This is a genomic window from Streptomyces sp. NPDC003300 (genome assembly GCF_040610915.1).
Lineage (GTDB): Bacteria > Actinomycetota > Actinomycetes > Streptomycetales > Streptomycetaceae > Actinacidiphila.
Genome location: NZ_JBEXNE010000008.1, coordinates 83,539 through 100,477 on the forward strand (window position 1 = coordinate 83,539; position 16,939 = coordinate 100,477).

Annotated in this window: 13 protein-coding genes; 10 read left to right on the forward strand and 3 right to left on the reverse strand. The window is 68.2% G+C overall.

Features of this window, described 5'->3' with window-relative positions:
• The first annotated feature begins 24 nt into the window (after nucleotides 1-24).
• The 4 genes from ABZX65_RS14445 to ABZX65_RS14460 all read left to right on the forward strand — a co-directional run bounded on the left by ABZX65_RS14445 (nucleotide 25) and on the right by ABZX65_RS14460 (nucleotide 5,745).
• Nucleotides 25-1,803, forward strand: a complete 1,779-nt coding sequence (locus tag ABZX65_RS14445) for an ATP-binding cassette domain-containing protein (RefSeq protein ID WP_355338274.1) — start codon at nucleotides 25-27, stop codon at nucleotides 1,801-1,803.
• A gap of 105 nt (nucleotides 1,804-1,908) precedes the next feature.
• Nucleotides 1,909-2,817, forward strand: a complete 909-nt coding sequence (locus tag ABZX65_RS14450; RefSeq protein ID WP_355338277.1) for a FadR/GntR family transcriptional regulator — start codon at nucleotides 1,909-1,911, stop codon at nucleotides 2,815-2,817.
• A 306-nt stretch (nucleotides 2,818-3,123) separates the two neighbouring features.
• A complete protein-coding gene (locus ABZX65_RS14455; protein ID WP_355338280.1) occupies nucleotides 3,124-4,686 on the forward strand; it encodes an RNA polymerase sigma factor in 1,563 nt (520 codons plus the stop codon).
• A gap of 195 nt (nucleotides 4,687-4,881) precedes the next feature.
• Complete coding sequence (locus ABZX65_RS14460; protein ID WP_355338283.1) at nucleotides 4,882-5,745, forward strand: serine protease; 864 nt, start codon at nucleotides 4,882-4,884, stop codon at nucleotides 5,743-5,745.
• 138 nt (nucleotides 5,746-5,883) lie between these two features.
• Here the strand turns inward: ABZX65_RS14460 and ABZX65_RS14465 are convergent, their stop codons facing one another.
• Nucleotides 5,884-6,114: a hypothetical protein gene (locus tag ABZX65_RS14465; protein ID WP_188286081.1), complete on the reverse strand. Its 231-nt coding sequence runs from the start codon at nucleotides 6,112-6,114 to the stop codon at nucleotides 5,884-5,886.
• Nucleotides 6,115-6,555: 441 nt separating this feature from the next.
• On the opposite strand from ABZX65_RS14465, the gene ABZX65_RS14470 reads away from it, so the two are divergent.
• From ABZX65_RS14470 to ABZX65_RS14480, 3 genes are all read left to right on the forward strand, one after another.
• Nucleotides 6,556-8,676: a DNA topoisomerase IV subunit B gene (locus tag ABZX65_RS14470; protein ID WP_355338286.1), complete on the forward strand. Its 2,121-nt coding sequence runs from the start codon at nucleotides 6,556-6,558 to the stop codon at nucleotides 8,674-8,676.
• 470 nt (nucleotides 8,677-9,146) lie between these two features.
• Entirely contained in the window at nucleotides 9,147-9,554 is a 408-nt protein-coding gene (locus ABZX65_RS14475) for a hypothetical protein (RefSeq protein ID WP_355338289.1), read from the forward strand.
• Nucleotides 9,555-9,625: 71 nt separating this feature from the next.
• Nucleotides 9,626-12,277 carry a transcriptional regulator gene (locus ABZX65_RS14480; RefSeq protein ID WP_355338292.1) on the forward strand — a complete coding sequence of 884 codons (2,652 nt, stop codon included), beginning with the start codon at nucleotides 9,626-9,628 and terminating at the stop codon, nucleotides 12,275-12,277.
• Here ABZX65_RS14480 and ABZX65_RS14485 read toward each other — a convergent pair.
• Together ABZX65_RS14485 and ABZX65_RS14490 are read right to left on the reverse strand one after the other, a co-directional pair.
• Entirely contained in the window at nucleotides 12,260-13,399 is a 1,140-nt protein-coding gene (locus ABZX65_RS14485) for a tyrosine-type recombinase/integrase (protein ID WP_355338295.1), read from the reverse strand. The genes ABZX65_RS14480 and ABZX65_RS14485 overlap by 18 nt on opposite strands.
• 21 nt (nucleotides 13,400-13,420) lie before the next feature.
• Entirely contained in the window at nucleotides 13,421-13,918 is a 498-nt protein-coding gene (locus ABZX65_RS14490) for a helix-turn-helix transcriptional regulator (RefSeq protein ID WP_355338298.1), read from the reverse strand.
• Between the two features lie 137 nt (nucleotides 13,919-14,055).
• Between ABZX65_RS14490 and ABZX65_RS14495 the strand changes: the two genes are divergently transcribed.
• The 3 genes from ABZX65_RS14495 (at nucleotide 14,056) to ABZX65_RS14505 (ending at nucleotide 16,894) form a co-directional block, all read left to right on the forward strand.
• On the forward strand, nucleotides 14,056-14,262 hold the full coding sequence (locus tag ABZX65_RS14495) for a helix-turn-helix domain-containing protein (RefSeq protein WP_355338301.1): 207 nt from the start codon (nucleotides 14,056-14,058) through the stop codon (nucleotides 14,260-14,262).
• A 262-nt stretch (nucleotides 14,263-14,524) separates the two neighbouring features.
• On the forward strand, nucleotides 14,525-15,679 hold the full coding sequence (locus tag ABZX65_RS14500; protein WP_355338304.1) for a DUF3631 domain-containing protein: 1,155 nt from the start codon (nucleotides 14,525-14,527) through the stop codon (nucleotides 15,677-15,679).
• A 396-nt stretch (nucleotides 15,680-16,075) separates the two neighbouring features.
• On the forward strand, nucleotides 16,076-16,894 hold the full coding sequence (locus ABZX65_RS14505; RefSeq protein ID WP_355338307.1) for a DUF2637 domain-containing protein: 819 nt from the start codon (nucleotides 16,076-16,078) through the stop codon (nucleotides 16,892-16,894).
• Nucleotides 16,895-16,939: the final 45 nt, after the last annotated feature.

Sequence of the window (16,939 nt, forward strand, 5' to 3'; positions counted from 1 at the left end):
CATTTGCGGAGCTATGGTGCAAGGGTGATCCAGGCCATCGGGTTGACCAGCATGCCCCGCCGCAACGCCCCGCCCGCCGTCACCGACCTCACGTTCGACATCAGGGCCGGTGAAGTCACCGGCCTGCTCGGTCCCGCCGGATCGGGAAAGTCCACCGCCCTGCGCCTGCTGCTCGGGCTGGAGGGCGGACGCGGCGCCACCCTCGTCGACGGCCGGCCGCTGCGCGACCTCCCCCACCCGGCCCGCGTCGTCGGCGCCCTCCTGGGTGACGTGCCCGGACATCCCGGACGCACCGCCCGAAGCCACCTCCGCATGCTCTGCGCCGCCTTCGGACTGCCCGCCGCCCGCGCCGACGAGGTGCTCGACCAGGTCGGCCTCGCCGAGGTCGCCGAACAGCGGCTCGGCACGTACTCGCTGGGCATGGACCGCCGTCTCGGTTTCGCCGCGGCCCTGCTCGCCGACCCCCGCGCGCTGGTCCTGGACGACCCGGTGCGCGAACTCCCGGCCCGCGAAGCCGCCTGGGTGCACGCGCTCGTACGACGGCACGTCGCCGCCGGGGGCGCGGTCCTGCTCACCGGCCGTGATACCAAAGCCCTCGCCCGTACCGCCGACCACGTGATCGCGATCGACAAGGGGCGCCTGGTCGCGGACCAGTCGGCCGCGCACTTCGCCCGCACGAGGATGCGCCCGTACGTGGCCGTCCGCTCGCCCTACGCCGAGCGCCTGGCCACGCTGCTCACCGAGGACGGCGCCGAGGTGATCGCCGCGACCGGCAGCCGTATCGCCGTCTACGGCACCAACTCTGCCGCGGTGGGGGAGACCGCCTACCGCCACGGCATCCTGCTGCACCACCTCGCCGACGAGAGCGGAAACGGCGTCACAACCCCGGACGCCACCCCCGAGGCAGAAGGCGGCGTGGCGGCCGCCGTACCGCCCGCCCTGCCGCAGCCGCGGCGGCGTCCGGCACGGCAGCACGGCCCGGTCCGGCCACTGCGGTACGAACTGCGGCGCGCCTTCGGGGTCCTCACGCCGTGGCCGATCGCCGGAGCGGCGCTGGTCGGCTCGGTGCTCGGCACGGTCCTGATGGCACGCACCGGGGCTGTGTCCGTACCGCCGTTGCGGTTGATCTCCGGATGGGCGGTCCGGCTGCCGCTGCCCGCGGCGGCCGTGGGCGCGGGCGTGCTGGGCGCACTCGCCTACGGGCAGGAGTTCCGCTACCCCGCCCTCGCGCCGGGGTACGGCCCCGAGCCGCGGGTCCTGCGGCTGCTCGGCGCCAAACTCGCCGTGAGCGGAGTCTGCGCGCTGCTGCTCGCCGCGTTCGCCGCCGTCGCCGACACCCTGGCGCTGCGGCTGACCCTCGGCCCGGGAAAGGCGCCGGATCTGACGACGCTTCCTGCCGCGCTCGGCGGGTGGGCGGCGCTCGCCGTCGGCTGCGCCTGGGCGGGGGTGCTCGCGGCGGGCGTGTTCCGTACCACCGCGCTCGGTGTGGCCGCCGTCCTCGCCGTACCGCTGCTGGTCGCTCCGGCCGTACGGGGACTGTTCGGTGGGCCGGTGGCACGACAACTCGCCGACGCGGGCGGAGCGTTGTGGTCGGTGGTCAGCGGGGTCTCGCAGGGCGGCGGCGGAACGGTCGAGGGACTGCTGCGCTTCGCCGCCCAACCGGTGGTCTCCGCGCTGTCGTTGTCACTCACCGTGCTGGTCTGCGCCTATCTGGCAACCGCGTTGCGCGGACGGCGACGCTGGCGCCGCCCAACTGCCCCACGCGTCAGCCGAACTGCGCCGCTTACCAGCAAGAAGGGATGATTCATCGCCATAAAACGTCAATTATGAGGTGATGAGCGCTCACCCTTTCGTGTGCTTTTCAGCAAAGCCCTCAAGGCGCGCATCGGCATCGCCGACAAAGGATGCGTGAGTACCCTTGCGCACACCATGATGACCGCGGCTCGTTCTGCCGACTCCGGAATCGCCGGATCGGGCGAGCTGGACCGCTATTCGTACGCCGAAGCCCCTGGCACCGACCGACCTGGACTGACGTCCTGGGAGGGCATGGAACCGGATATGAACCGGATGGGCCGCCGGGCCGGCGGCAGCCGTGGCCGGGGACTGCACGGACAACTCGTCCAGCAGCTCGGGCAGATGATCGTCTCCGGCGATCTGGGCGCCGACCGCCCGCTGGTCCCCGAGGAGATCGGCCAGCGCTTCGAGGTCTCCCGCACCGTGGTGCGCGAGTCCCTGCGCGTGCTGGAGGCCAAGGGCCTGGTCAGCGCCCGGCCCAACGTCGGTACCCGGGTCCGCCCGGTGAGCGACTGGAATCTGCTCGACCCCGACATCATCGAATGGCGCGCCTTCGGGCCGCAGCGCGACGACCAGCGCCGCGAACTGCTCGAACTGCGCTGGACGATCGAGCCGCTGGCCGCCCGGCTCGCCGCGGGCCACGGCCGCGAGGACGTACAGCAGCGCCTCGCCGACATGGCGGAGATCATGGCGCACGCCGCCGCACAGGGCGACGCGCTGACCTTCTCCAGGGCCGACGCCGAATTCCACGCCCTGCTCCTCCAGGTCGCGGGCAACCGGATGCTGGAGCACCTGTCGGGGATCGTCTCCTCCGCGCTGCACGTGTCCGGCGGCCCGGTCACCGGCTGCGACCGCCCCGGCGACACCTCGGTCGGCCTGCACCAGCGGATCGTCGAAGCGCTCGCCGAGAGCGACGGCGGCACGGCGGAGGCGGCGATGCGCCAGCTCCTCACCGTCCTGCCCGAGCAGCCCGAGTCCGCTCCCGCCGACCACGTCGTCCCCGGTCCGCGCGAGCAGCACTGACCGTGTCGCCCTCCGCCGCGGGCCCCGGAACACCTGGGGTCGGCGGCGGTCCCATGTGGTCCCCCGTGGCTCTCCCGGCCGCTCTCCCGCGCCCTCGCACGACCGAACGGGTCATGTGTCCGGATTTATGACCGATCTGCACGATTTAGGGTGTGACTCGGGCCACGTAGGGTGGGCGTAACGCTTGGCGAGGCAGCGCGATGACTTAAGAGGTGGCCACGGCACAAGGAATATTCAGCGACGATTTTGACGCTGAGTGGCTGTGCGGTTCCACCGAGTCGTTCCCATCGTTCCGAGAGGTTGTTCGTGTCGGCCAGCACATCCCGTACGCTCCCGTCCGAGATCGCCGAGTCCGAGTCTCTGATGGCGCTCATCGAGCAGGGTAAGGCCCAGGGGCAGATCGCCGGCGACGACGTGCGTCGGGCGTTCGAAGCGGACCAGATTCCGGCAACCCAGTGGAAGAACGTTCTGCGCAGCCTCAACCAGGTCCTCGACGAGGAGGGTGTGACGCTGATGGTGACTGCCGCTGAGGCGCCCAAGCGCACCCGTAAGAGCGTCGCAGCCAAGAGCCCGGCGAAGCGTACTGCCACCAAGACGGTCGCCTCCAGGGCGACCCCTGTCAAGAAGACCGCTGCGCCCAAGGCCGCCGCCCCGGAGGTGGAGGCCGAGGCCGAGACCACGGTGGAGCCATCGGTGGAGGCGGAGAGCCCAGTAAGGAAGGCGTCGGCGAAGAAGGCCGCCGTCAAGAAGACCGTTGCCAAGAAGGCCCCCGCCAAGAAGGTGGCGGCCAAGAAGACGGCCGCAGGCGAGGACGAGGCCGTCGACGCGGAGGAGACGGTCGAGGAGGCCGCCGCGGGCAAGGGCGGCGAGGAGGAGACCGAGAAGTCGGAGTCCGAGAGCTTCGTGCTCTCCGACGACGACGAGGACGACGCGCCCGCACAGCAGGTCGCCGTCGCCGGTGCCACCGCCGACCCGGTCAAGGACTACCTCAAGCAGATCGGCAAGGTCCCGCTGCTCAACGCCGAGCAGGAGGTCGAGCTGGCCAAGCGCATCGAGGCCGGTCTCTTCGCCGAGGACAAGCTGGCCGCGGCCGACAAGCTCGCCCCCAAGCTCAAGCGCGAGCTGGAGATCATCGCCGAGGACGGCCGCTGGGCCAAGAACCACCTGCTGGAGGCCAACCTCCGCCTCGTGGTCTCGCTGGCCAAGCGCTACACCGGTCGCGGCATGCTCTTCCTGGACCTGATCCAGGAGGGCAACCTGGGTCTGATCCGCGCGGTCGAGAAGTTCGACTACACCAAGGGCTTCAAGTTCTCCACCTATGCCACCTGGTGGATCCGGCAGGCGATCACCCGCGCGATGGCCGACCAGGCCCGCACCATCCGTATCCCGGTGCACATGGTCGAGGTCATCAACAAGCTGGCCCGCGTGCAGCGCCAGATGCTCCAGGACCTGGGCCGCGAGCCCACCCCGGAGGAGCTGGCCAAGGAACTCGACATGACCCCCGAGAAGGTCATCGAGGTCCAGAAGTACGGCCGCGAGCCGATCTCCCTGCACACGCCGCTGGGCGAGGACGGCGACAGCGAGTTCGGTGACCTCATCGAGGACTCCGAGGCGGTCGTGCCGGCCGACGCGGTCAGCTTCACGCTGCTGCAGGAACAGCTCCACTCGGTGCTCGACACCCTCTCCGAGCGGGAGGCGGGCGTGGTCTCCATGCGCTTCGGCCTCACGGACGGGCAGCCGAAGACGCTGGACGAGATCGGCAAGGTCTACGGGGTCACGCGCGAGCGGATCCGGCAGATCGAGTCCAAGACGATGTCCAAGCTGCGTCACCCGTCGCGGTCCCAGGTGCTGCGCGACTACCTGGACTGACCCGGCCGGGCTGACCCGACGTCATTTCCGCGGAGTTCTCCGGAGTCCTTCGGGCCTCCGGAGACCCGGAGTCCTTCGGGCCTCCGGAGAACTCCGCGGACGTCTTTCGGGCGACATGGCCTCTTTGCGGATGCGGCCTCCGGCCCTATCGATCACTCTGGGTGTCCAGAGTGCTTCACAGGGTCAGGAGGCCGCATGCGTTTCCCCTTCCGTGCCGTGACCGGTCGTCGTCGTGCTGTGATCGGCGGTCTCGCGGCGGCGCTGTTGCCGGTGCTGGCCGTCCCGCTGGCCGCGCCCGCGACCCCGGCCGCCGCCAACGGCGTCGTGATCGGTGGCAACCCGGCCAGCACGGACAGCACGCCATGGGTGATGGCCCTGGCCAGCCGTAAGCGCTTCGGCTCCGGCAGGTCCGGCCAGTTCTGCGGCGCGGTGGCCGTCGGGCCTCGTACGGTGATCACCGCGGCCCACTGCTTCGGCCGTGAGGCGCTCGGAGCGAGCGACTGGCACCAACTGCCCGACCTGCGTGTGATCGCCGGTCGTACGGACCTCAGCGGCGGTCGTGGGCAGGAACTGGGCCTGTCGCAGGTGTGGGTCAACCCCGGCTTCGACTCGACGACGAACTCCGGCGACATCGCGGTCATCACGCTGGCGACCGCGTTGCCGAAGGGCGCCACTATCCCGATCGCGGACTCCTCCGACGAGCAGGACTACCGGGCGGGCACTCAGGCGCAGGTCTACGGGTGGGGTGACACGACCGGCCGCGGCACGTACTCGAACACGCTGCGTTCCGCGACGGTCACGGTTTTCGCGGACACGGTGTGCGCGCAGGCGTATCCGGGGAGTTTCGACGGCACTTATGTGCGCGCCTCGATGATGTGCGCGGGTGCCAAGGGCGGGGGCCGGGACGCCTGTCAGGGCGACAGCGGCGGCCCGCTGGTCGTGGGGGACCGGGTCGTCGGTCTGGTCTCGTGGGGCAGTGGCTGCGCGGAGGCGGCTTATCCAGGGGTCTACACGCGGGTCTCGGCGATGGCCTCACTGGTGGCGGCGCACAGTAGCTGAGCGCTGGCGCAGCGCGGTCGAAGGCTGGCAGAACCAGCTGAGCTGCGGCGGGCCGCGGTTGAACGGAAGACGGCGGGCGGACACCCCCTGGAGGGGTCTGTCCGCCCGCCGACTCGAATTCGTCGCTGATGCGAAGTGTCAGCGCTCGTCTTCTCCCGCCGTTGCCGGGGTGTCGGTCAGCCGTCCGGTCTCGTCCTGTATTTCCGAAGCGATCTTCTTGAGCTCCGGCTCGAACTTGCGTCCATGGTGTCCGCAGAAGAGCAGCTCACCACCGCTGATGAGGACAACGCGCAGGTATGCCTGAGCGCCGCAGCGGTCGCAGCGGTCTGCCGCTGTCAGCGGACTCGCGGGGGTCAGAACAGTAGTCACGTCGCCTCTTCTCTAGCTCGACGAGCTGTCGTACCAGGGTCAACATCCAACCAGGCCGAAAACGTTCCCGCTCTCAGCTTTTCCTCGAAAACCGACCTCGGGGTGACTGGATGTTACCGATTGGCGGCGAATAGGAGTCAGTTGCGTCAGATGTCGCTTATGGAGCTGTTGTCCGGACTTGCTCCCGGCTGGCTTGCCGGTTGTTGCTGAGGACGTGCCCGGAGCCTAAATGGTTCATGCCTCTTTGGGAACGTGACATGTGTATCACTCGCGCGGGTTATCGAACGCATGCTCGAAGAGGGCTAGCATGGAAGCGGGGACGAGGGCCGTGTTGAGGCCCGGATACCGGGTCGCGGCGCTGTCACCCCTCCCGGCATCGGTACCCTCTCACCGACACGGCTGAAAAAACTTCAGAACATTCCTGATCGAGGAGCTGCCCGCGTGACCGCCGAAACATCCGTGCCGTCCTCTGCGCTGCTGACGGGTGCAGATCGCGACGGCTCCAACTACACCGCGCGGCACCTGCTCGTCCTCGAAGGGCTGGAAGCGGTTCGCAAGCGGCCCGGTATGTACATCGGGTCAACAGACAGTCGCGGTCTGATGCACTGCGTCTGGGAGATCATCGACAACTCCGTCGACGAGGCGCTCGGCGGTCACGGCGACCGCATCGAGGTCATCCTGCACGAGGACGGCTCGGTCGAGGTCCGGGACAACGGCCGCGGCATCCCGGTGGACGTGGAGCCCAAGACGGGCCTGTCCGGCGTCGAGGTCGTCATGACCAAGCTGCACGCCGGCGGGAAGTTCGGCGGCGGCTCGTACGCGGCCTCCGGCGGTCTGCACGGCGTCGGCGCGTCCGTGGTGAACGCGCTGTCGGCCCGGCTGGACGTCGAGGTCGACCGCAACGGCGCCACGCACGCCATCAGCTTCCGCCGCGGGGTCCCCGGAATCTTCACCGAATCCGGCGCCGAGGCGCCCTTCGACCCCGCCAGCGGGCTCACCAAGGCCAAGCGGGTCCCCAAGACCCGCACCGGCACCCGCGTGCGTTACTGGGCCGACCGGCAGATCTTCCTCAAGGACGCCAAGCTCTCCCTGGACCACCTGCACCAGCGCGCCCGCCAGACCGCCTTCCTGGTGCCCGGCCTGACCATCGTGGTGCGCGACGAGCGCGGCATCGAGACCGACAAGCCCGTCGAGGAGGTCTTTCACTTCGACGGCGGCATCAGCGAATTCTGCGAGTTCCTCGCCCCCGACAAGCCGATCTGCGACGTCCTGCGTCTGTCCGGCAGCGGCACCTTCAAGGAGACCGTGCCCGTCCTCGACGACCGCGGCCACATGACCCCCACCGAGGTCACCCGCGAGCTGGGCGTCGACATCGCGCTGCGCTGGGGCACCGGCTACGAGACGACCGCCAGGTCCTTCGTGAACATCATCGCCACCCCCAAGGGCGGCACCCATGTGACCGGATTCGAGCGCTCCGTCACCAAGACGATGAACGAGGTGCTGCGCTCGGCCAAACTGCTGCGCGTCGCCGAGGACGACATCGTCAAGGACGACGCCATGGAGGGCCTGACGTCGGTGATCACCGTGCGTCTGGCCGAGCCGCAGTTCGAGGGCCAGACCAAGGAAGTGCTCGGCACCTCCGCCGCCAACCGCATCGTGGCCAATGTCGTCGCCACCGAACTGCGCGAGTTCCTGACCTCCACCAAGCGGGACGCCAAGGCCCAGGCGCGCGCCGTCCTGGAGAAGACCGTCGCCGCCGCCAGGACCCGCATCGCGGCCAGGCAGCACAAAGAGGCGCAGCGCAGGAAGACCGCGCTGGAGACCTCCTCGCTCCCCGCCAAGCTGGCCGACTGCCGCAGCGACGCCGTCGACCGCAGCGAACTGTTCATCGTCGAGGGCGACTCGGCACTCGGCACCGCCAAACTGGCCCGCAACTCCGAGTTCCAGGCACTGCTGCCGATCCGCGGCAAGATCCTCAACGTCCAGAAGTCGTCCATCTCGGACATGCTCAAGAACGCCGAGTGCGGCGCGATCATCCAGGTCATAGGAGCCGGGTCCGGCCGCACCTTCGACATCGACCAGGCCCGCTACGGCAAGGTCATCTTCCTGGCCGACGCCGACGTCGACGGCGCCCACATCCGCTGCCTCCTGCTCACCCTTTTCCAGCGCTATATGCGTCCGATGGTCGAGCAGGGCCGGGTCTTCTCCGCCGTCCCCCCGCTCCACCGCATCGAACTCGTCCAGCCCAAGAAGGGCCAGGACAAGTACGTCTACACCTACTCGGACAACGAGCTGCGCCAGACCCTCCTCGACCTCCAGCGCCGCAACGTCCGCTACAAGGACAGCATCCAGCGCTACAAGGGCCTCGGTGAGATGGACGCGAACCAGTTGGCCGAAACCACCATGGACCCCCGCCACCGGACCCTGCGCCGCATCAACATCAGCGACCTCGAATCCGCCGAGCAGGCCTTCGACCTCCTGATGGGCAACGAGGTCGCCCCCCGCAAGGAGTTCATCACCAACTCCGCCACGACCCTGGACCGGTCGCGGATCGACGTCTGACCTGCGGCGGAGCGGGCGGGTGGGCTCAGGAGGACCTCTGCGGTCCGCACACAGTGCGCAACCAAACTGACGTGAGGTCAGGTCGGAGCGCTGAAGCCACCAGGTCTGCGGGGCATTCCTCTCCGTACGACTACGGGCCACACCTGGTGGCAGCTCGCGCCGTACCTTGGTCCGGCTGTCCCCCGGTCCACCGGCGGTTGCCCCAACACAACCGGAACCGATCGGGCCAGGCTCCATCGCGTCACGCTTGACGAACTTGGTGCCCGCAGTGCACTGAACCGATTGCGTTTTGTTATCAACGCTGTCAGCCCGTGATGATCACGAGAAGTTCCTGACTGGACGGGATCCGGCCTGCCGCTGTTTCTTGTGGCCTCCGCTTTAGGAGCGTGCGTCTGCCACCAGGACCAGTTCGGATCCGAGGTATAAGCGCAGCGCAGGACAGAGTGCCGGCCAGGGTGTTGGATAGAACCATGCAGGGGTGGAAGAAGACCGCGGTCATCATGTGCACCGTCGTGTGTGCTGTAGCTGCTGTGGGACTGACCGTTTTGGCCGTAGCCGTGGATACGGCAACCGCGAACCAGGTAGGCAGCCTCATCGGAGCGGTGGTCAGCCTGGCTGGATTCACGGTATCTGTCTGGGCCTTGCTGCACTCGCCCGTAACGGCCGTGGAGGCGTCGGACGGGGGCGTGGCCGCGGGCGGCAGCATCGGGCGCGTCGTGCGAGGCAACAACAACAGTCTCACTTCGTCGCCGACTGCCCAGCCGCCTCCCGCCAGCCACACGCCGAGCATTGGCTCCGTCCGCGCGGATGGAAGCGGCAGTGCAGCCGCCGCAGGAAATGTCGGTGACGTCATTACGGGCGACGGCAACACCACATGACTGCGCGGAGATGGTGGCAGGGCGGAGGAAAGTCGATTCCGCCGAACCGGGCGCAGCGCGAGGCGACGGTGGTGACTGCAAGTGATTCAGTGGTGGCTGGTGGTGACTTCGGGGCGTACGTCGAAGGCAGCAACAATACGGTGTACGTCAACGGCCAGAGGGTCCCAACCAGCCCCGCTGACGGGGCGCCCCACGTTCGACTGATTAGTGAGTGCGACCCATTCGAGCTGGAAGTCCACCACGCAATCAACGTTGCCGATCCTTCGTTCCCGCCGGCTACCGTGCTGCCCTCGTATGTCGCGCGCCCACACGACGAGGCCCTTGGCAACGCAGTAGTAGCAGCAGTTGCCGGCCAGAGCCGTCTCCTCATGTTGGTGGGCGAGTCATCAACTGGAAAGACACGCTCGTGTTGGGAGGCGATTCAAGCCCTCGCAGCCGACGGCTGGGTTTTGTGGCATCCCTTTGATCCGACTCGTGCTGGTGCCGCCCTTGCTGGACTGGAATCTGTAGGCTCCAAGACAGTGGTCTGGCTGAACGAGGCACAGCATTACCTCATGCCCGACGGCATGGGCGAGCGTATCTCTGCGGCCCTTCGATCTCTCCTCAGCGCCTCTGAGAGAGCTCCCATTCTCGTGCTTGGTACTCTGTGGCCGCGGTACTGGGACACAATCACCGCTCTGCCCGCTGCCCATGAATTTGACGCATACGCACAGGCACGCGAGCTGTTGGCCGGGCGGGATCTGCGCGTGCCCGACGCCTTCACCGGTGACGAGCTGAAGGTCGCAGAGGAGAAGGCCCGGGGGGACAACCGCCTTGCTCTTGCACTGTCCCACGCGGGCAGCGGCAGGATTGCGCAGTTTCTTGCTGGAGCGCAGGAGCTGGCCAAGCGCTACGAGCATGCGCCCGTCGCGGCACGAGCCGTGCTCGACGCCGCAGTTGACGCCCGCCGTCTTCGGGCCAGTGCCGACCTGCCGATCGGGTTTCTCGAGCAGGCCGCAACGGGCTACATGACCGATGAGCAATTCCACGCACTCGATGACGACTGGTTTGAACAGGCGCTCTCTTACACCGCCCGCCCCGTGCACGGCGGAACAGCACCTCTTCGGCGAATCCGTCATCGCCCTGGCCAGCCAAGTCCTGCAAACGGCCCCACCTACCGGCTTGCGGACTACCTTGAGCAGCACGGTCACCAGGTTCGCCAGGACATCTGCCCACCCGAGGCCTTCTGGGGGGCCGCCCTGGCACATATCGACGATGCTCAAACCCTTACGGCTCTTGAGCGTTCAGCCAGGACGAGGTGGAGGCTGCGTCATGCCCACTTGCTCCGTCTTGCCGCTGACCAGCAGGACCCAGATCGCCAGCTCATCGCAAGGCAAGCCACTTTTCATGCGGCTGGGCAGACCCTGGAGGCCGAAGAGGTTGAGGCAGAGGCAGTCGCTCGCGGGCACGGCCCGGCTCTTCACCGACTTTGTCTGGGCCACGAGGAGGCCGGGCGCGCAACCGAAGCTGACAAGGTTGCTTTGGAAGCGCTCCGTGTCGACAGCCATCTCGTCTCCGACCTCGTCAAGATACGTGTGGAAGCCGGCCGATTCCAGGACGCGGAACACCTCGCTCTGAAGGCCGCCGACCAGGGTGCTCCGTACGGACTGTCGAGGCTAGCTTCAGGCTTGAGCAGCGCCGGACATCGTCAGGAGGCCGAGCGCTTGGCGCTCGAAGCGGCAAAATATGGCAGCCCATATGTATTGGCGACCTTGGCTGGCGAGCAGGCAGAGGCTGGCCATTTCGCAGAAGCCGAACGTCTCGCACTCACAGCAGCTGAGCATGGAGCTCCCTGGGCGCTGATCACCTTGGCGACCAGCTATGAGAAGAGCGGGCGTCAGGAAGACGCAGAGCGTTTGGCCTCGGGGACAGAGGTTCAGACACAAGTGCTTGTCGATCTGGCAGAACTGCGTGACAGAGCCGGACAACGGGTCGATGCCGAACACCTCGCTGCGAAAGCGGCCGATAGCGGCGCAACCAAGGCGCTGTGCAGCCTGTCTCGCCAGCGGCATGCCGCTGGCGAGACAGCTGAGGCCGAGCGTCTCGCCCTCAAAGCTGCCGAACATGGTGACACCGAAGGGCTGGACTACTTGGGCCGTATGATGCTTGCCGACGGCGATGCGAGCACAGCTGAACGACTGGCGCACACGGCTCTTCAAATCCGCAGAAGCGGCACCGCACTGGGCACGCTTGCTCGGCTGCGCTCCGCAACAGGACATAACGACGAGGCCGAGGTTTTCGGAAGAGAAGCAGCTCGCCACGGCGACGCTGCAACTTTGGGAGCTCTCGCTGAGAAGTATGAGGAAGCCGGACGCTTTGCCGAAGCAGAACGTCTTGCCTTCGACGCGGCGCGGTACAGGAACCCCCAGGCATTGGTTGCACTCGCAATGCTGCGTAAAGAAGGCGAAGACCACGCTGCTGCTGAACGCCTCACCATCGAAGCGACTCGGCACGGAGAATTCACTGCTCTGGACACACTGGCGAGGTACTACCTCGAGGACGGACGCTTGGACATAGCCGAGCGCCTCGCACACCTATCGGCAGACCGAGGAAACGACGGCAAGCGCCGCAACTCGCCTGAAGTCTGGCGAACGCTGTGGCCCCACGGTCTCGAGCCCGACGGCAGCCCCTCACCTCCGTGGCCCGGAAGCACAGACCACGAGCGCTCACCCGGCCAAGACTGAACGGCCTCTATGTGCTTCGGTGGACTCCGCTTCCCACTCGTCGGGGCTGTCCGCGTAGGCGGTGTCGACGGCGGCCCGGGTGCGCTCTTCGGAGTCGGGCCACAGGTGGGTGTAGATGTTCAGCGTCATGGCCGCGTTGGTGTGGCCGAGGCGCTCGGAGACGGTCTTCACGGATTCGCCGTGCTTGATCAGCAGGCTGGCGTAATGATGTCGGAGCGCGTGCGGGCCAATCCCGTCCGGTATGCCTGCCTTCCGGCACGCGGGGCGCCAGACCCGCTTCATGAACTCGTTGTACGCCACGGCGCCGCCTTGGGGTGCCGTGAACAGCCAGTCCTGCGGCGCCGGTGCCGGGAACATCTTGAGATGCGCCTTCATGGCCTCGGTAGCCATCCTCGGAAGCGGCACGACACGGTAGGAGCGGTCGGTCTTGGGCGGGCCCACGAACACCCCGTGCTTGGTCTGCTGGACCTGCTGGTCGACAGTGAGGGCCGCCTGGGGCAGGTCCAGGTGCCGACGCTGGAGACCGAACACCTCGCCTGGCCGCAGCCCGGTGGCTGCCGTCAGGAGGACGAGGCCCTTATAGGGCGGGGCTATCTGCCCGGCGAGGTTGCGCACCTGGGGGACAGTCAGTGGCACGATCCGCTTCCTCGGCACTGTCGGCAGCCTGGCGCCGGTGCAGGGGTTGATGGGGATCATGCGGTCGCGGACAGCCGCGGTGAAGACGGCGTTGACGGTGTTGAAGACGGTGCGTGCCGTGCTGGCAGCGAGACCGTGGGTCGTCGTCAGGCCGGTGATCCAGCTCTGGACGTCGCCGGGCTTGATGCCTCCCAAGGTCCGTCCCTCCCAGGCGGGATAGGCGTGACACCGGAGGTGCTGCTCAACGGCTCGTGCGGTTGAGGGGCGGTGCGGCTGGCCGGCGCGCCACTGCTCGGCGTACTCCTTGAACGGCTTCTTCGCCGACTTCGGGTCGACGTAGTGGCCGGTGAGGACGCTTGCGGTGACCTCGTCGAGCCAGCGCTGGGCGTCGACCTTGCGGTCGAAGTGGCGGGAGTGCTCCTTGCCGTTGGGATCGCGGTATCGGGCGCGCCACTTGCCGTTGGGGCGCTTTTGGATGTTGGCCAAGTCAGGTTCTCTTCCTGTGGGTCAGTGGTAGTAGCCCCCGTCGTCGATGTACTCGGTCAGGGCGCGTGCGTCGCGCTCTTCGCCCATGAGACGGAGGGCTTGTTGGTGGATGGCGGTGGAGCTGTCGGGGTGGGCTTTCAGGTAGGCGGCGATGGTGACGACGGCTCTGTGCAGCCGGTCCTGGGCGTCGCGGGACTCGTAGAAGGCTTCGACGGCCTCCTGGACGAACCGCCGCCCTTCGAGGTCGATGCCGTCCAGCGGCGGCGACATCAGCTCCTCCAGCGGCAGTTCGAAGACCCGGGCGAAGCCGAGGGCTTCGTCCAGGGTGATCTTGCGGCGGGGCTTGCCGTTCTCCATGCGCCAGACGGCGGTCTGGTTCATCGGGACGCCGGCCTTGGTCATGCGGGCGGCCAGTTCGGTGGTGCTCCAGCCTCTCGTTTCGCGTTCCAGGGCGATGCGTGCGGCGGCGTTGCCCTCGCTGTACAGCAGCGGGGCGCTGCCGTGGTCGGTCGCGGCCATCGTTCGTGTCTCCTCTCCGGTGTGGTCGGGTTCCCCAGGGTCTAGTCAAAATGTACCACGGATTATGCGGTTTGCATAACGGCACTTTGTGTGGGACCATTATTCAAAACCGCTAGCTACCTAGTCGAAGAGGAGAGATGGACCGCTACCTGACCACCGCCGAGGTGGCCCAGCGCTACCGCACGGCCGACAGCACCGTGCGCTACTGGCGCCACATCGGATACGGGCCCAAGGGGGTGAGGATCGGCCGCCGCGTCCTGTACAGCGAGGCCGAACTCACCCGGTTCGAGCAGCGCCTGGCCCAGCAGAGCCCCAGCCGCGACGACTGGACCCTGGGGGCCTGATGCGCACAGCCCCGGAAAACGAAACGACCCCCGGCGCTACCAACGCCGAGGGCCTCGTGAACGTCCCAGCAACCGAGCTATCGATTCACCACAGTGAAGGCGGGCCTGCCAGCCACAGCCTCACAGAGAGGAGTTCAGCGTGAATGCTACGCCCCCGACTCACGACGGCGCATCCCCGCTGCCTCCATGGCCACCGGTCGCCGTGCCGGGCCAGCAGATCCGACAGACGCCCACCGAGACAGTCGAGCGGGCCGAAGCGCAGGTGGAGGTACCGCCTCTCGCAGCGCCGAAGCCCCTGGACTGGGGTACTGCCGAGGGCTCGCGGCTGCTGGGCGCACTGCGCTCGCAGATAGCCCGCTTCGTCATCCTGCCTTCCACGCACGCTCTGGACGCGGCCACGCTGTGGGTAGCGGCCACACACCTGCAGGCCGCCTGGCAGCACGCCCCACGCCTGGCAGTGGTCGGCCCGGCCAAGCGGTGCGGCAAGTCCCGTCTGCTGGACGTGCTGACCGAGACGGTTCACGAGCCGATGCTGACGGTCAACACGACGCCGGCCGCGGTCTTCCGGTCCATCGGTGACCAGCCGCCGACACTACTGGTGGACGAAGCCGACACGATATTCGGCAGCGTGAAGGTCGCGGAGAAGAACGAGGAGCTGCGCGGCCTGCTCAACGCCGGTCACCAGCGCAACCGTTACGTCACCCGCGTGGTCGGCAATGACCACACCCCGCACCGGTTCGCCACCTTCGCCATGGCCGCGCTCGCCGGGATCGGCGACCTCCCCGACACGATCATGGACCGGTCGGTGGTGATCCGGATGCGCCGCCGGGCCGAGGGCGAGTGGGTCCACCCGTTCCGGTCCAGGCGCGACACCCCCGCTCTCCACGCCCTGCGGGAGCGCATCGTCTCGTGGTCCGGACCGCTGGTGGACACGGCCGCGGACCTGGAGCCGGAGCTGCCGGTGGAGGACCGCGCCGCCGACACCTGGGAGCCGCTGGTCATCGTCGCTGACCTCGCGGGCGGCCCGTGGCCGGATCTGGCCCGGCAGGCATGCGTGCGGATGGTCGCCGCCGAAGCCCAGGCGGAGGAGGACAACCCCGGCGGCGCGAGGGTCCTCGCGGACATCCGGCGGATCTTCTTCGCCCGCCGCGAGCCGGACAGCCTGACCACCACCGACCTCCTCGCTGAACTCCGCGCAGATCCTGAGGCGCCATGGGGGGAGTGGGGGAGGGCCGGACTGTCCGCACGAGACCTCGGCTCGCTGCTGCGGGAGTTCGGGATCGTCTCGGGCAACGTCCGCATCGCCGACGGCACCCAGCGCAAGGGCTACACGCGCGGCAAGTTCCTCGACCCATGGCGCCGTTACTGCCCCACCGTCCACCCCGGCGCTGGCAGCCCAGCATCCGGTACGGGCTGAGCCCAGCCGCCCCCCGGTTGCCGTCCTTGCCGTCCCTGCCGTAACACCGCAGGCCAACAAGGGTCTTTGCGAGACGGCAACCGGGTCCAAGACGGCAACGCGATCATCGCCCGGTCGCGTTGCCGCCCTGGGACGGCGCCGATACCCGTCCCGTGCCGTCTTGGCCGTCTCCGCCGTACCGCCGCAGGTCACACAGGGTGAGGCTGGGACGGCAGCACCGCACCTCGCCGTCCCAGCACGCCGCCGTCCCGGCGGGCAGCTCCGTGACGGCAGTCTGCCGTTCCCAGGACGGCACCGTCGGCCCACTGCCGTGACCGTCCTGACCTGCGGCTGCAACGGCCAAGACGGCAAGACGGATCTTCCAGCAAGCCCACGTCCGTAAGGATGTTCTTCCGCATGCCCAGCACACCACCGAACGCCGACCCGGTCGCCACGGGTGCGTTCGCCCGCACGACGATCACCGTCGTGATGGCGGTCATCGCCGCACTCGCCTTCGTGTTCTCCTTCGGCAACGTCTGGACCCTCGCACTCCGGCTCGGCATACCGCGCCCGATCGCCCCGCTGATCGCCCCGATGGTCGACCTGTCCGTCGTCGGCCTGCTCGTCGCCCTGCACCACCTGGCCGCCCACGGCACCGACCCCGTCCACCTGCGCTCAGCGACACGCCTCATGCACCTGTGCGGGCTCCTGACCGTCGCGCTGAACACCGCCGAACCCCTGCTGGCCAGGCACTACGGCCGCGCCGCCCTGGACACCGTCGCCCCGGCACTGCTTCTCGGCTGGGGTGCCGTCGGCCCCACTCTGCTCCGCCACCTCCACACACCCACCGTCACGGACACGACTCTGACCAGTGCCGGTCGCGCACCCGACGCAGCGGTCGCGGCTACGGTCCGGCAGCCGGAGCGTGCACAGGCCACAGCCCCGGACCGACAACCGGCACCCGCCCGTAGCCGACCGGAGAACGCCAAGCGCGCCCCGACCGGCAAACGCACCGGCCGACCGCCGGCGGCAACCATGGGCCAGCTCCTCGCGATAGCCCGCCCCGCTGTCGCCGAGCACGGCGTCAGTCTGGCCGTGGTCAAGCAGGCGATAAGCGACACCGGTACACCGGTCGCCAGCTCCCGGCTGACCCAGCTGATGAAGCACCTCAAGGACGAACACGCCCCCGCCGCCGAAGCGATGGAACCGGCGCGGACGCATCCTGCGGACGCCTGACCAAAGCTCCGGCGAGCAGCGCTCGCGCATGTCCGCGATCCGGAT

Coding starts and splice junctions, on each gene's coding strand:
- ABZX65_RS14490 (WP_355338298.1), bottom strand. CDS start 13,918: ATGGCCGCGACCGACCACGGCAGCGCCCCGCTGCTGTACAGCGAGGGC.
- ABZX65_RS14495 (WP_355338301.1), top strand. CDS start 14,056: ATGGACCGCTACCTGACCACCGCCGAGGTGGCCCAGCGCTACCGCACG.
- ABZX65_RS14475 (WP_355338289.1), top strand. CDS start 9,147: ATGCAGGGGTGGAAGAAGACCGCGGTCATCATGTGCACCGTCGTGTGT.
- ABZX65_RS14505 (WP_355338307.1), top strand. CDS start 16,076: ATGCCCAGCACACCACCGAACGCCGACCCGGTCGCCACGGGTGCGTTC.
- ABZX65_RS14460 (WP_355338283.1), top strand. CDS start 4,882: ATGCGTTTCCCCTTCCGTGCCGTGACCGGTCGTCGTCGTGCTGTGATC.